At 70.9% G+C, this 13,756-nt stretch carries 10 protein-coding genes, 1 other RNA gene and 1 pseudogene; all 12 read left to right on the top strand.

The genetic code is table 11. The annotated features are described in order from the left end of the window. Positions 1-88 precede the first annotated feature (88 nt). The 12 genes and pseudogenes from rnpB (at position 89) to AB0M56_RS44175 (ending at position 13,129) form a co-directional block, all read left to right on the top strand. Positions 89-484: RNase P RNA component class A (rnpB, locus tag AB0M56_RS44230), an RNA gene on the top strand. Positions 485-570: 86 nt separating this feature from the next. Further along, on the top strand, positions 571-1,428 hold the full coding sequence (locus tag AB0M56_RS44225) for a hypothetical protein (RefSeq protein WP_364187774.1): 858 nt from the start codon (positions 571-573) through the stop codon (positions 1,426-1,428). A 460-nt stretch (positions 1,429-1,888) separates the two neighbouring features. After that, entirely contained in the window at positions 1,889-2,155 is a 267-nt protein-coding gene (locus AB0M56_RS44220) for a hypothetical protein (protein WP_326568540.1), read from the top strand. Positions 2,156-2,167: 12 nt separating this feature from the next. Continuing rightward, entirely contained in the window at positions 2,168-2,656 is a 489-nt protein-coding gene (locus tag AB0M56_RS44215; RefSeq protein ID WP_364187771.1) for a hypothetical protein, read from the top strand. 3 nt (positions 2,657-2,659) lie between these two features. Next, positions 2,660-5,632, top strand: a complete 2,973-nt coding sequence (locus tag AB0M56_RS44210; protein ID WP_364187768.1) for an ATP-binding protein — start codon at positions 2,660-2,662, stop codon at positions 5,630-5,632. Beyond that, positions 5,629-7,707, top strand: a complete 2,079-nt coding sequence (locus tag AB0M56_RS44205) for a magnesium transporter (RefSeq protein WP_364187765.1) — start codon at positions 5,629-5,631, stop codon at positions 7,705-7,707. The genes AB0M56_RS44210 and AB0M56_RS44205 overlap by 4 nt, the downstream gene beginning before the upstream one ends. Positions 7,708-7,710: 3 nt before the next feature. Then, entirely contained in the window at positions 7,711-8,319 is a 609-nt protein-coding gene (locus tag AB0M56_RS44200; RefSeq protein ID WP_364187762.1) for a hypothetical protein, read from the top strand. Positions 8,320-8,323: 4 nt separating this feature from the next. Beyond that, a complete protein-coding gene (locus tag AB0M56_RS44195) occupies positions 8,324-9,322 on the top strand; it encodes a C40 family peptidase (protein ID WP_364187759.1) in 999 nt (332 codons plus the stop codon). A 135-nt stretch (positions 9,323-9,457) separates the two neighbouring features. Beyond that, positions 9,458-10,015, top strand: a pseudogene (locus tag AB0M56_RS44190) (hypothetical protein); the annotation flags it as partial. A 16-nt stretch (positions 10,016-10,031) separates the two neighbouring features. Further along, positions 10,032-10,388 carry a hypothetical protein gene (locus AB0M56_RS44185; protein WP_364187854.1) on the top strand — a complete coding sequence of 119 codons (357 nt, stop codon included), beginning with the start codon at positions 10,032-10,034 and terminating at the stop codon, positions 10,386-10,388. 2,147 nt (positions 10,389-12,535) lie between these two features. Continuing rightward, entirely contained in the window at positions 12,536-12,907 is a 372-nt protein-coding gene (locus tag AB0M56_RS44180; RefSeq protein WP_364187851.1) for a hypothetical protein, read from the top strand. A gap of 24 nt (positions 12,908-12,931) precedes the next feature. Continuing rightward, positions 12,932-13,129, top strand: a complete 198-nt coding sequence (locus AB0M56_RS44175; protein WP_364187756.1) for a hypothetical protein — start codon at positions 12,932-12,934, stop codon at positions 13,127-13,129. The last annotated feature ends 627 nt before the right edge of the window (positions 13,130-13,756 follow it).

The following is a 13,756-nucleotide window of genomic DNA, read 5'->3' as shown; positions in this document are numbered from 1 at the left end:
TGGCGGTGATCGTGACGCTCGGCGTCGTCGAACTGCTCGCCCCGCCGCGCGCCCGTCCGGCGGTGCGCGGGTACGATTCCGGGGCGGACGAGTTGGCTGGACGGTCGCGAATCGGGGTGACCCGGTCCGAGGAAAGTCCGGACTCCGCAGGGCAGGGTGGTTGCTAACGGCAACCCGGGGCGACCCGCGGGACAGTGCCACAGAAAACAGACCGCCCCCGTTTCCGGACGGGGGTAAGGGTGAAACGGTGGTGTAAGAGACCACCAGCACCCCGGGTGACCGGGGTGGCTCGGTAAACCCCACCCGGAGCAAGGCCAAGAGGGAGCTGCCGCTCCTGCGCAGGCGCTTGAGGACGGCCCGTCCGATGCCTGCGGGTAGGCCGCTGGAGCCTGCCGGCAACGGCAGGCCGAGATGGATGACCGTCGCCCGACCGGCCGCGAGGCCGCGCCGGGCACAGGATCCGGCTTACACGCCAACTCGTCCGCCCTGCTTTGGGGCTTCTGCCGCCCCGGGCCAAAACCCACCCCAACCCCAAGACACCACCATCTACCGCCCGGTAGCATCCCGCCCATGGGCGAAGCAGCCGAAGCGGCGAAGAAGTTCAAGGGCACCTTCGACACCCTCCACTCCCTGATCTACTTCGTCCCCGAAGCCGAAGAGCACCTCACCGCCGCGGGGCTCCGGCCCGGGCGCATGACGTACTTCGCCAGCCGCTCGGCGCCCATGGGAGCGGTAGACGCCGGCGTGGTGGCCGCGACGTTCTACAACTTCAACCCCGAGATCGTCGAACGCCACATCCCGCGCGCCTGGACCCTCGCCACACCCGAACAAATCACCGAAGCCCGCTTCACCGCCGTGGACGCGGCCCTCAGCAGGCTCCTCGGCGACGAGATCCACGCCGAAACCACCGCCGAAGCCGCCGAGCTCGCGCGTGAAGCCACGGACGGCTGCAGCCCGGAAGGCCGAGCCCTCTACGCCGGCCACGCGAGCCTCGCCTGGCCCGAAAAGCCGCACCTCGTCCTCTGGCACGCCCTCACGCTCCTGCGCGAGCACCGCGGCGACGCCCACGTCGCCGCCCTCATGCTCCACGGCCTCGACGGCCTGGCCGCCCTCGTCACGCACGTCGCGAGCGGAGCCGGCTTCACCCCCCACATGGCCAAGAGCACGCGCGGCTGGAGCGACGAGCAGTGGGACGCCGAGGTCGCCCGCCTGGCGAGCCAGGGCGTCATCGGCCCCGACGGCGACCTCACGGACAAGGGTGCCGACCTCCGTGAGCGCGTCGAGGCCGCCACGAACGCCGCCTCCGAAGGCCCCTGGCAGCACCTGGGTGGGGAAAAATCCGCCCGCCTCGCCGAGCTGTGCCGGCCGCTGAGCCGCGCCGTCGTCAAGGCCGGTGCGTTTCCGCGAGCGGTGACCTCTTCCCGATAAGGCACCTCTCGTGCCCGATGTCCGGCATCACGCTATGTAGTGAAAATCCCGGCCCGACTTGCGCGTATCGTGACGAGCGCCTCATTGCTCCCGGCGACCCTGGGGCAGCGTGGCGGTGACACTGCGGGCTCACTCGGAGAGGCCGAATGGGGCATGCCACACTGGCTCCGGCCGGATATCGACCACTTGGGAAGTACCGAGAGTGAGCAAAACACTTCCAGCAGGGTGAGTTCGTGGGTCCACTGCGAAATCCGGGTGGCCGGGGTTAATCCCAAGCACCCTTGCCCCCATGATGGAGGGCGAGGAATTCTGACCCAGACGACCCCAGCCCCATCCGTGTCCACAAGTCGACATTTACACAGCGCGCTTTGACCACTACCCCTTGTGACGCCATGATGTTGTTCGAGGCTTCGCCGAAGCCAGAAGCGCGCGGGACCGTCCGCGCACCGGGAGTATCGCGATGACCACCATGACCACGCTCGAGACGCTGGCTGCCGGCGAACTCGGCACCGGAAACGTCCGAAACTGGTTGCTCGACAACATCGTCCCCCTGGTGTTGCTGGCCGTCGCGCTCCTGTTGCTCTGGCTCGGTGGCGGCAAGGGTGACAACGCCGGTGTCATGCGCAGGCTCGCGGGTGTCGTCATCGCGCTCGCCATCATCGGACTCGCGGTCAGTGGCGCCGGCGTCAACGTGGGCCAGTGGATCGCCGGCCTGTTCACGGGCTGAGGCGGAGCAGGCGTGCGCATCAGGACGGATGACGAGGTCTACCGGGTCGACGCCGTCTGGCTCGGCCCGCCGAAGGCGACTTTTCCCTGGAGAGCCCGCTACGTAGCGTGGCTCATCGGCATACCCATCTTCCTGGTCGTGCTCACCATCGAACGGTGGGCCGGCTGGAGCTTCGGATTCTTCTCCACGGCGTGGGCGTTCGTGGCCACGATCCTGATCACCCGGCTGATCACCGCCAAGATCAGCCATGAGCGCCCGTTGGGCGCGGTGATCGGGATGGCCGGCCGCGAGCTCAACACACCGCGTGAGAAGCCCGCGGGCACGGGCGGCGCCGTCAGCGCCAGCCGCATCCGCGTGCGGGCCGAGCGCCCGTTGCCGAAGCACAAGAGGAGGCGGCAGTACCGGCACCACGGCTACGGCCGGGGCACCGGGGTTTCGGCCGGAGCACAGGGAGCACCACGAGCGCGCCGGAGCCGCCCCGCGGCTCGGGCCGGGAGGTAGTCGTTGTTCGGTCGCGGCGGAAGCCGAGGAAAGCGGGATCGAAGCGTGCCCACGGGCGCCTGGGAAACCCCGCAGCAGGTCCGGCAACCCTCGCCGAGGAACAACTCCTCGGCGGGCAAGAGGCTGCCCGGTGAGCAGGCCATACCCGCGTACACGCCGTCGATCGCGGCGCGCAGCATCGACGGGCACCTGCTGCGCACCGGGCACGAGGTGTACGCCTGGTACCGGCTCGCGCCCCAGCGGTGGTCGTTCCGCTCCGACTCCCAGCGCCGCGACCTGATCGCGGCCATCGCGGGCCAGTACGCGGAGCTGCAGGGCCGCTGGCTGCACCTGCGCGTGACCAACCGGCCGTACCCGATCCGCATGTGGGCCGAGGCCCACGTGCACAACGCCGTCGGCCGTCCCCAGGACGTGCCGGGCGCCCTTTCCTTCGACGACTACCTGATCGGCGAGCAGCAGCAGCTGATGGGCCGGTCGATGGCCGAAAAAGAGGTCTACCTCGGCGTCCAGGTGCAGACCCGGCGCATGGTCGACCGCGCCGTCGAACGCGCCGCCCCGGTGCTGCGCAAGATCCTGCCCGAGGCCGTCGACGCCGAGCTGGTGGCGCTCGACTCCGAGGTCGAGCACCTCGACCAGGTGATCGGCACGGCCGGCCTCGAGGGCCGGCCGGTGCACGCCGAGGAGATGTCCTGGCTGATGCACCGCTCGTGCTCGCTGGGCCTGCCCGCACCGCGCAACATGCCGGCCGTGCCGGGCGCCGCGTGGGAGCCCGAGGACCTCGCCAGCTTCACCGACGCAGCCGATTTCCACGCCGACCCGTACGCGCCCACGGTCACCGTCCGTGGCCGCACAGGGTCCAACGCTGGCGTGTCGCGGCACCTTGCTGTGCTCACCGTCGGCCAGATGCACGGCCTGCAGATCCCCGAGGTCGACGACCCGTGGATCCAGCACGCCGACCGCCTGCCCGCCGCCGTCGAGGTGTCCGCGCGCATCTACGTGCGCCGGCCCGAAGAGGTCGCGGGTGAGCTGCAGCGCCAGATGAACAAGGTCCGCTCGCAGGTCAAGCACTACACCGACGAGCACGAGCTGGAGCCGCCGCAATCGCTTGCGCGCCAGGCCGGGCGCGTGCTGGAGATCGACGACGAGATGACGTCGGGCTTCACCGCGCTGGCCACCCGCGTGCGCTCGTGGTGGCGCCTGGCCGTGTCCGGTCCGACGGAGCGCGACGCGCTGCGCCTCGCCCAGCAACTGCTCGACCTGTACAAGCCGAAGGTCGCGATCGAGCACCCCGAGGCCCAGTACGCGATGGCGCGGGAGTTCATCCCGGGCGAGCCGCTGGCGTCGGCGGCGTACATGCGCCGCGGCTCGGTGGTGTGGACGGCGTCGTCCGTGCCCACGGCCACCGCGGAGGTCGGCGACCGGCGCGGCATCCTGCTCGGCGAGACGGTGACCGCGACCCGCCGGCCGGTGGCGTGGGACCCGTGGATGGCGCAGGAGATCCGCGACGGCTCGGGCCTCACCGCGATGGTGGCCGGCCTGGGTGGCGGCAAGTCGTTCCTCGGCGGCGGCATCGTCTACAAGACGCTGCGCGCCGGGGCGCACTGGACGATCCTCGACCCGTCGGGCCCGCTGGCGCGGCTGTGCGACCTGCCGGAGCTGCGGCCGTACGCGCGGCCGATCAACCTGCTCAACGCGCAGCCCGGCATCCTCAACCCGTACCGCGTGGTCGCCGATCCACTGCTTGAGCACTTCATGGACGAGGACGACCCGGAACGCTCGTGGCGGCGCGAAAAGGCGCTCGCCGGCGCGACCCGGCGCCGCCTGGTGCTCGACGTGCTCACGGGCGTGCTGCCGTACGAGGTGTCGCGCATGGCGCAGACGCGGATCGTGCTGCTGCGCGCCGTCCGCGCCGTCGGCGGCCGCTTCGACGCCGACCCGGGCCAGGTCATCGACGCGCTGCGCCGCGACTCGAGCGAGCACCACGAGCACGCCGTCGTGGTCGCCGACTTCCTCGACGAGATGCGCGAACGCATGGCGCTGCTCATCCCGGAACGCGACGCCGACCCGTACTCCGAGACGCGCGACGACCGCATGACCGTGCTGACCATGGCGGGCCTGACCCTGCCCAAGGACGGCGTGCCGCGCGAGTACTGGACGGACGCGGAGTCGCTCGGCGTCGAGATGCTGAACCTCGCGGCGTGGCTCACGCAGCGGTCGGTGTACGAGAAGCCGAAGGAACAACGCAAGGGCGTCTGGATCGACGAGGCGTTCTTCCTCTCCGAGGTCCCGACCGGCCGCGTGCTGATGAACCGCTTCGCGCGTGACTCGCGAAAGTGGAACGTCCGCGTGCTGCTGTCCTCGCAGATCCCGGCCGACTTCCTGAAGATCCAGGGCTTCGTCGCCCTGCTCGACTCGGTCTTCGTCGGCCGCCTCGACGACGACGACGCCCAGGCCGACGCCCTGCGCCTGCTCAAGGTGCCTGTCGGCGTCGGCTACGAACAGGTCGTCGCCGCGCTCGGCCGCCGGCCCGGCGCGCAACGCGGCACGGAACGCGACGTGGAACCCCGCCAGTTCATCTTCGGCGACGGCGCCGGCGGCGTGGAACGCATCCGCGTCGACTTCTCCGGCCCCCACCTCGACCAGCTGCGCTCGGTCATGGACACCACCCCGGGTTCCCCCGACGCGCACACCAAGCCGGGCGCGGCCCTCGTGCGACCCCACGAGGAAGCGCCCGCCCCCTACGTCCCCACCCCACCGGAGGACGACGAGCTGGAACACGACTTCGAACTCCAAGCCGAGCTCGAAGTCGGCCTTACCGACGAGCAGCTCCTCGGCTCGCCGGACCCGCTCGCGTCCGAGACCGGCGAGGTGGAGGGTGCGGTGCACAACGGAAACGGACAACCTGCCAACGGACACTCCCCGGACCGGCACGCCCGGGCCGGCCGCAAGGGTGGTACCGGCAGGGATGCCGCGTGAACACAGTCTGGACGCTGGCGTTCGTCCTGTCGTTCGCCGCTGGCTGGCACGCGCTGAAGCGGCGTATCAAGGAAGGCCCCAAGCCTGGCGGGCGAAGGCAGCCGAGCCGGCGGGCCGCGATGCTCGCCGTCATCACGATCCTCGGCCTGCAGACGGTGCTCATGGCGCCGTCGGCCAACGCCGCGGCCTGCGGTGAGTCGCCGAACCCCGAGCGTCCCGGCTCCGGCATGGTCGGCGCGATCGACCCTCCGGAAGGCCACGGCGAGCCGGGCAGCGCGTACATCGACTACAGCTACGCGGGCATGGTCTGGAACACCTACCAGACCAACTGCACGGCGCTGTCCGCCATCGCCTCGCCCAGCTCCACGATCGACACGTGGGCGGGCAACCAGCTGTTCAACGTCGGCAAGAACATCGTCGGCGCCACGAACTCGCTGCACTACACCGTGCTCGAGGGCGGGCTGCTGAACCCGATCTACAGCGCGGTGAAATCGGGCGCGGAGAAGGTCTACAACAACATCTACGCGCAGCTGTTCGGGCTCGTCGCGCTGATCCTGTCGATCATGCTGTTCCGCCAGATCTGGCGAGGTGACCTCGCGGCGGTGAGCAAACGGGCGCTGTACGCGCTCGCGGGGGTGTGGCTCGCGGCGTCGTCGCTGGCGATGTTGCGGTACTTCGATCCGATCGACAAAGCGATCGTCCAGACCACCACGAACATCCAGGCGGGCTTCGTCGACGAGAGCTCCGACCGGATCGTGCGCGACATCCTGCCGACGAACCTGCACACCCAGATCGTCTACGACAACTGGCTGCGCGGGGAGTTCGGTTCGCCGACGGCGCCCCAGGCCGACCAGTTCGGCAAACCGCTGCTCGACGCGCAGGCGTTCACCCGCGACCAGCTCGTGAACGGCGACGACGGCAAACAAAACGTCGTCGACGCCAAAAAGGCCGCCTTCAAAGACATCTCCGGCAAGCTCGGCCCCGCCACCGGCTACTTCACCGGCGAGTCCGGCGGCCGCACCGGCGCTGGCTTCCTGGCGCTGGGCCAGAGCATCGTCTACTCACTGTTCCAGTTGCTGGCCAAGGCTTCCGTGCTCCTCGCGCAGGTCTTGATCCGCCTGTTCACGCTCACCGCGCCGCTCATCGGCCTCGTCGCGCTGCTGCACCCGGACATCCTGCGCCGCGTGCTGAAGGTGGCCGGTGGGATCGCGTTCAACCTGGTCGTGCTGTCGGTGCTCGCGGGTGTGCACGCGTTGCTGCTGCAGGCGATCTTCGACGCCGGAAGCTCGCTCAACCTGCTCACGCAGATGGTGCTCGCCGGCCTGATCACGGTGCTGCTGTTCCTCGTCGGACGGCCCGTGCGGCGGCTGTGGCAGATGGTCGAGATGTCCGTCAACGTGGTGGGTGCCGCGGTGCCTTCGCCCAACGGCGGCATTTTCTCCCGCTTCCGAAAGAAGGCCGGGCCGTCGCCGCAGGACGAGTTCTGGCAGAACGTGCGCGAGACCGACGACGTGGTCGATGGCGAAGCGCGCGGTCCGATGGGTGCGACCGTCGGCGGCGGGCGCTACCGGCCGGAGGCCGCGGTCTTCGCCAGCGCCCAGCGGCTCGACAACGGTTCCCGCTCCGCGCGTCCGGCCGCCGCTTGGTCGGGTGCGCCTTGGCCCGGCGCCGTCGGGTCGGCCGGCGAGCGCGCCGCGCTGAGCTCGGGCGGCGGCGGGGCGCCGGTGTTCTCGCAGTACAACCCGGTCACGGGCGAGCCGAGCGACTACGCCGTCGGCGGCCGCCGCGTGCCGACGCGGGAGAGCCGGCGCGTCGACACGTCGCCGGTGGCCGACCGGCGCTGGAGCGACGAGCAGGAACCCGTCGTCGTCCCGTCGCGGATGAGCTCGTCGGACCGCGGCTACGTCTCGCCGGAGTCGATTCCGGAGCAGGCAGGCGTCTACACGCCGCCGGGCATCCGCGCGCAGCCGCGCCGGGTCGACCCGGAAGTGGTCGCGGGCAAGCCCGTTTTCGTGCTGTACCGACCTTCCCGTGGCATCGAGGTCCGCGACACCGACCAGCTCATGGGGCGGTGACGCGTGCCGATCCGGACCAACCGCGGCCGGGCCGCGGTCTACCGCCGCCTGTGGGGCTACCCGCTCCGCTCGCCGCGCCATCTCATGGGCACGATCGTGTTCCTGGCGATCGTGGTCACCGCGCTGGGCATCGTGCTGCCGAAGGTGATGGGCAAACCGGCCACCGCGACGCCGGGCGCGCCGGGCAGCACTTCGGTCACCACGACCACGTCGCAGCCGCCGGGCATCGCGGCACCCGTGCCGACCACCGCGACGCTGCCGACGCGGCTGTCGAGCCCGCTGCTCACCCCGACGTCCGCGGCACCGAACCCCGAGGCCGTCAACGTCGCCAAACAGTGGGCCACGGCCTGGGTCAACCACCCGGCGGGCATCACCAACGCCGACTGGCTCAACGGCATGCGCGCACTGACCACCGACGAGTTCCTGCCCCAGATGTCCACTGTGGACCCCGCGAACATCACGGCCACGCGCGTGACCGGCGACGCGACGGTCCAGTCCTCCTACACCAGTTCCGTCGTAGTCCTCGTCCCCACTGACGGTCCGAAGCTGTCCATCACCCTGGTCAACACGGGCGCGGGGTGGCGGGTTTCGGACTACGACCAGGCGAGCTGACTCGGTGAAGATCGCTATCCTCGTCGCGGTGCTGGTCGCTGCTGTCTTCGCGACGGTGCTCACCGCGAGCACCGTGACGAAAGTCGTGGTGGACCAGCAGGAAGCCGCCGCCGGCGGGATCCTCAACACCTCGTGCGACGCGGCGATCGGTCCCACGCAGCCCGGCCAGCCGGAGACCGGTGCGGGGCAGGCGCAGAACCTCGACGACGAGCAGCGCGGCATCGTCTCGCTCATCATCTCCATCGGCAAACAGCGCAGCCTCGCCCCGCGCGCCTGGCAGGTGGCGATCCAGGCCGGCATGACCGAGTCGGGCTTGCGCAACCTCAACCACGGCGACCGCGACTCGCTCGGCATCTTCCAGATGCGCCCGTCGATGAACTGGGGCAGCGTCGCCCAGGTCACCGACCCGAACTACGCGATCAACAAGTTCTACGACGTGCTCCTCGCCGTGCCGGACTGGCAGAACGAACGCCCGGGCGACGCCGCGCAAGCCGTGGAACGCTCCGGTTTCCCCGACCGCTACCACAAGTGGGAAGCCATGGCTTCCGTGCTGATCGAGAACCTGGGCCAGGTAGTCGACGCGTCCGGCTGCGGCCAGGGCCTCGGCGCCGCGCTCCCGCCCAGTCAGGCGGCGGCGCAGGCCATCAAGTTCGCGCTGGGGGAGCAGGGCAAGCCCTACGTGTGGGGCGCGACCGGTCCCAACGCGTACGACTGTTCCGGTCTCATGCTGCGCGCCTACGAGTCGGCCGGCGTGATCCTGCCGCGCGTCTCCCAGGACCAGTACAAGGCCGGCGCGATGCTCCCGGTGCGCGATGCGCAGCCCGGTGACCTGATCTTCCTCGCGACGGACCCCGCCGACCCGTCCACCATCCACCACGTGGCGATGTACCTGGGCGACGGCAAGATCGTCGAGGCCCAGCAGACGGGCGTGCCCGTGCACGTGCGCCCCTTCTCCTTCGACGAGGCCGAAGTGGTGCCGCAGGCGGTGCGCCCCGGCGTCTAGCATGGAGTTCGGGAGTCACCGGCTCTTGACACGGACCGGGGTGACCGCTAAGACGCTTGACCGGCGCCGCGGATTCACCCGAAGTCGCGGCCTGTCCACGAGCACGCGGCCGCGCGCTGGCAGAGGATGACACACGTGGCACGGAAATTCGGCAAACGAGGCAAGCCCGGCCAGGGCGAGCCCCAGGACCCGGCGACGTTGTTCGGTGCGCCTCAGCCCCCGCGGCAGGCCGCGCACCCCGCGTCGAGCACCCCGCTGGCCGACCACCTGGCCCACGGCTGGCCCGGCGTCGACCCCGGGTACGTCGTGCTGCCCCGCTCCCTGGCCGAGGGCATGTCCCTGCCCTGGCAACAACAAATGGCCGCACTGCTGGCCCAGTTCCACACCGAACACGCCGCCTTGGCGTGGCCGATCTACCGCGTTGTGCCCTCGCGCTACGAAAAGCTCGTCGACCTGGACGAAGAACAACTCGCGGAGGCCGGCTACCTCGTCGAGATCGACACCGAAGGCGAGATGATCTACCGCGAACGGAGCGGGCGGAAGGTCGACGACCCGCTGAACACGACCGTTCTGGTGTCCTGTCTGGATCCGATTCCGAAGCCCAAGCCGCGGCCTGCCGCTCCCGCCCCTTCTCAGCCGCTGCGAGCGCCAGCGCCGATGAACATCGGCCCGGCGCCGGTGTGGCGGACGGTGCCGCACCCTGGTGAGGGTGAAGTTCCTGGCGGTCTCGGCAATCCTGGGGCTCCTGGCTCTGCTGGTCCCGGCGGTTCGGTTTCTGGCCCTGTTGGCCCTGGTGGCCCTGCTGGTCCTGGTGGTCCGGTTTCTGGCGCTCCTGGCCCTGCTGGTCCGAGCCCTGTCGCTCCGGGTCCTGCTGTCTCGAATGCCGGCCCTGGCCCGGGCGGTCCTGGCTTTCAGGCCCCGCCCGCCGCGCCACCACACCCTGGTTTCGACCCGACATCACACCCTGCGCCACCCAACGGCCCTTCGCCCGACGCAACCGGCTGGCAACACTCCGCCGCTGGTCACCCTGGTGGTTCAACCTTCGCCACTGGTGCCCCGGACCTGAACACAGCCACCTTCGGCACCGGCTCTGCCAACACCGGCGGCCCCGGCGCTCCGGGCTTCACCGCGGCACCTGGAGCCCCAGCCACAGCACCCGAGACCGCTCAGACCACCTCGGCGTCGGTGCCTGTTGTTCCCGCTCAGATCCCGGTCTCCACCCAACCGCAGTGGACCTCGGCTCCGCAGCCACCACCGGCTCCTCCGGCGGGCCGGCCGCCGATGGCCCAGACGCCCGACCCCAGCCTGATCTCGCCCGAGACCCCGCATGCCGCGGAACCGGTCGCGCAGCCCGCACCCCTTCAGCCGCCGGCTCCGCCCACGGAACCAGAGCCTGTCCAGACTCCGGCTCCCACACAGGTCGATCCACCGGCCGGCACCATTTCTCCAGCCCCCTCGGCCCCCTCAGCCCCCTCAGCACCCTCAGCACCCTCAGCCCCCTTGGCCCCTTCGGCCCCCTTGGCCCCTTCGGCAACCGTCTCCTCCGGCGAGCCCGCGACCGCGCAGGAAACGGCCCCTGTCCTTACTGCGGGCGTAACAACGCCACCCGCTGCCGACACGCCACCGATCCCGGCCGAGCCCACGGCAACTACCGCCGATCCGGAAGATGCCCCAGTGGCCGACCCTGCCGGCGACCCCAACACCAGCGCACCGGATCCCCTCGAATCTCCATCACAGACTTCAGAGGCACCGCAGGAACCGGCAGCCCCTTCGCCACCGCACGGCGCCGCCCAGCAACCGCCGCGGCCGGATAACCAGCCGCAGCCCGCACCTCTGACCGGCGTGCCGGTGGACCTCCCGGCCGAGCAGTCGGAATCGCCCGGCCACTTGCCCTCGGATGACCAGCCGCAGCCTGCACCTCTGACCGGTGTGCCGGCGGATCTCCCGGCCGAGCAGTCGCAATCGCCCGACCACTCGGTCTCGGATGACCAGGCGCAGACATCTCCGGCGACCGAGACCTCTGCACAGTCGTCGATTGCGCAGACAGAGCCACAGTCGCCGGACCAGCCATCGCACCATGATGTGCACCCGCAGAAGCCGTCGGCGTCCGAGTTTTCGGCGCAGCCGACGAGTGCACGGGCGGAGCCACTGGACCGTTCGCCGCTGGTGGAAGAGCAGCCGCAGGCGTCTGTGGCCAGTGATTCCTCGCCGCAGTCGCCTGGTCAAGGGGCCGCCGAGGCCGCCGCGAGCGAGCCGCAGCCTCCGATCGAGCAGGTTCCACCGCAGGTTGAGGTGCAGCGGCCGGATGAGGTGGCCTTCGCCGTTGCGGCGAGTCAGGCCGAGAGCGCCGAACCGCCCGCGCACGAGCCGACTCCGCATGTCGAATCGTCCGAGCAACCGGCGGATGCGCAGGCCGAGTCTTCCGGGTATCAGCCAGCCCAACCGGTGACTACCGCGCCGGAGCAGCCGGGCCAGGAAGCGCCGCAGGCGCCCGGACAGCCGAGTCAAGCTCAGCCGCAGCCTGGTTGGGCCCAGCCGCAGATGGGGAGCGACCAACAGCCGGCTGGTGCACAGGCAACACAAATCCAGCAGGGCGGCCAGTGGAACCAGCCGCAGTCGGACGGCCTTGTACCGGGCGGTACGCAGCCGCAGTCTTCGGGCGCGGCAACTGGGCCGCCTCAGCCGGGCGCGCAGCAGCCAGCTGCCCCGCAACCAGATGCGGCAACGAGCGGTTTGCCCCACCCCGGCCCGCCGCAACCGGCTGGCGCGCGACCGGAGGCAGCACCGAGCGGCTTGCCCCAGCCGAGCGGAGTGCAAGGCCCGGACGGGCAGCAGAAGGCTGCTCCGGCAAGCGGCTTGCCCCAACCGGGCACGCAGCCAGCGGTTCCGGAGCGTGGCGCGCTGCAACCGGGCGTGCACCAGGCGATTCCGGCGAGCGGCTTGCCGCAGCCCGGTGCACAGCCGGAGGGGCAGCAGCCGACTGCTCCGGCAAGCGGTTTGCCCCAACCGGGCACGCAGCCTGGCTGGAACCAACAGCAAGTGCGCGCCCCATGGCCTGAGCTGCCCCAACCTCAACCGCGGCCCGCGCTAGGACCCGATGGCCGGCCCCTGCCTGTGTTCCCCGGCCAGGAGACCGGACCGGTGGCACCGCCGCCTGCCGCGGCGCGGGTGTATCGCGCTGCGCCGCCGGTGTTTCCCGGGAAGGAGCCGGTGGTGCCGGTGGTGCCCGAGATGAACCAGCCCGCTCGGGAGAAGCCGGGGTTACCGCAGCCGTCGTCGATGGAGAGGAAGCTGGCGGGGCAGCGGGGGCAGGCGGAGGGGGCGCAGGTGAGGGATGTGCCGTTGGGGTTCTCGGAGCAGACGGCCCACGGACAGCGGCCCAACGCACCCCAAAGCCACCCCGCCGACGAAACCCCCACCCCGCCACGCGGCATCCCCCAGGTGCGCGGTTGGTTCGACCAGCACCCCGACAACCCCAACACCCCACCGCAAACCGCCACACCCCCCAACGGCGACGACCCCGACGGCGGCGAGTTCGGCCCCACCGGCGACCCGACCGAGATCCCGTTCCGCTGGCGCAAGTGACCTGCCGGGTGTCAGGCTGGACGCATGGCTGACGACCCCAACCCGGACCCCGGCTGGTACTACAACACCCGCACCCACGAGGTGGAACACCTGCAACGCAGCCGGAGCATCGACCTCCTCGGGCCCTACCCCGACGAGGCCACCGCCCGCCGAGCCCTCGACATCGCCCGCGAGCGCAACCGGCAGGCCGACGTCGCCGACCGCGAATGGGACGGCGACTGACCGCGCGCCACGTCGGGCCGGGTCCATCCGGCCCGGCCCGCCGAGGTCTGCCCGCGGTATCCGGCGCGCCTGATCTCGGCCCGGGGCAGGCCCGCGACGGTTTGCGTCGCCAGACTCGGTCGGCACTTCGCCGCCCAGGGCAGGTCAGCCCACAGCACCGGAATCGCCGCCGAAACCGGGGCTGATACCGCAGTTGTCAGATCGACCCGGCCGGCACGTCACTGCCCGGGCCGGCTCAGTGTTCCGGAATTGCCGCCGAACTGAGGCACGGGCTGGCCACGATCATCGGCCGGCACGTCGCGGTCGGGCTCGGCGTGCTGAGGCTCGGCTGGTGGGCTGGTTTGAGCGGTTGTCTGCGGGGTGCACGTCCTCGCCTGGTCGGGTTCGGCGTGTCGAGGCTCGGCTGGTGCGCCGGCCTGAACCGTCGCCCACGGAGCGCACGTCGTCGCCCAGTCGGGTTCGGCGTGTTGAGGCTCGGTTGGTGCGCTGGTTTGAGCGGTTGCCCGCGGAGCGCACGTCGTCGCCTGGTCGGGTTCGGCGTGCTGAGGCTCGGCCGGTGCGCCGGCCTGAAATGTCGCCCGCGGAGCGCACGTCGCCGCCCGGCCCGGCTCCGCGCGCCGAGCCCGA

Source organism: Amycolatopsis sp. NPDC051372 (assembly GCF_040682095.1).
In the GTDB taxonomy this organism is placed as follows: Bacteria; Actinomycetota; Actinomycetes; order Mycobacteriales; family Pseudonocardiaceae; genus Amycolatopsis.
Note: the sequence above shows the minus strand (reverse complement) of the source record. Positions and strands in the feature narration are given on the sequence as shown.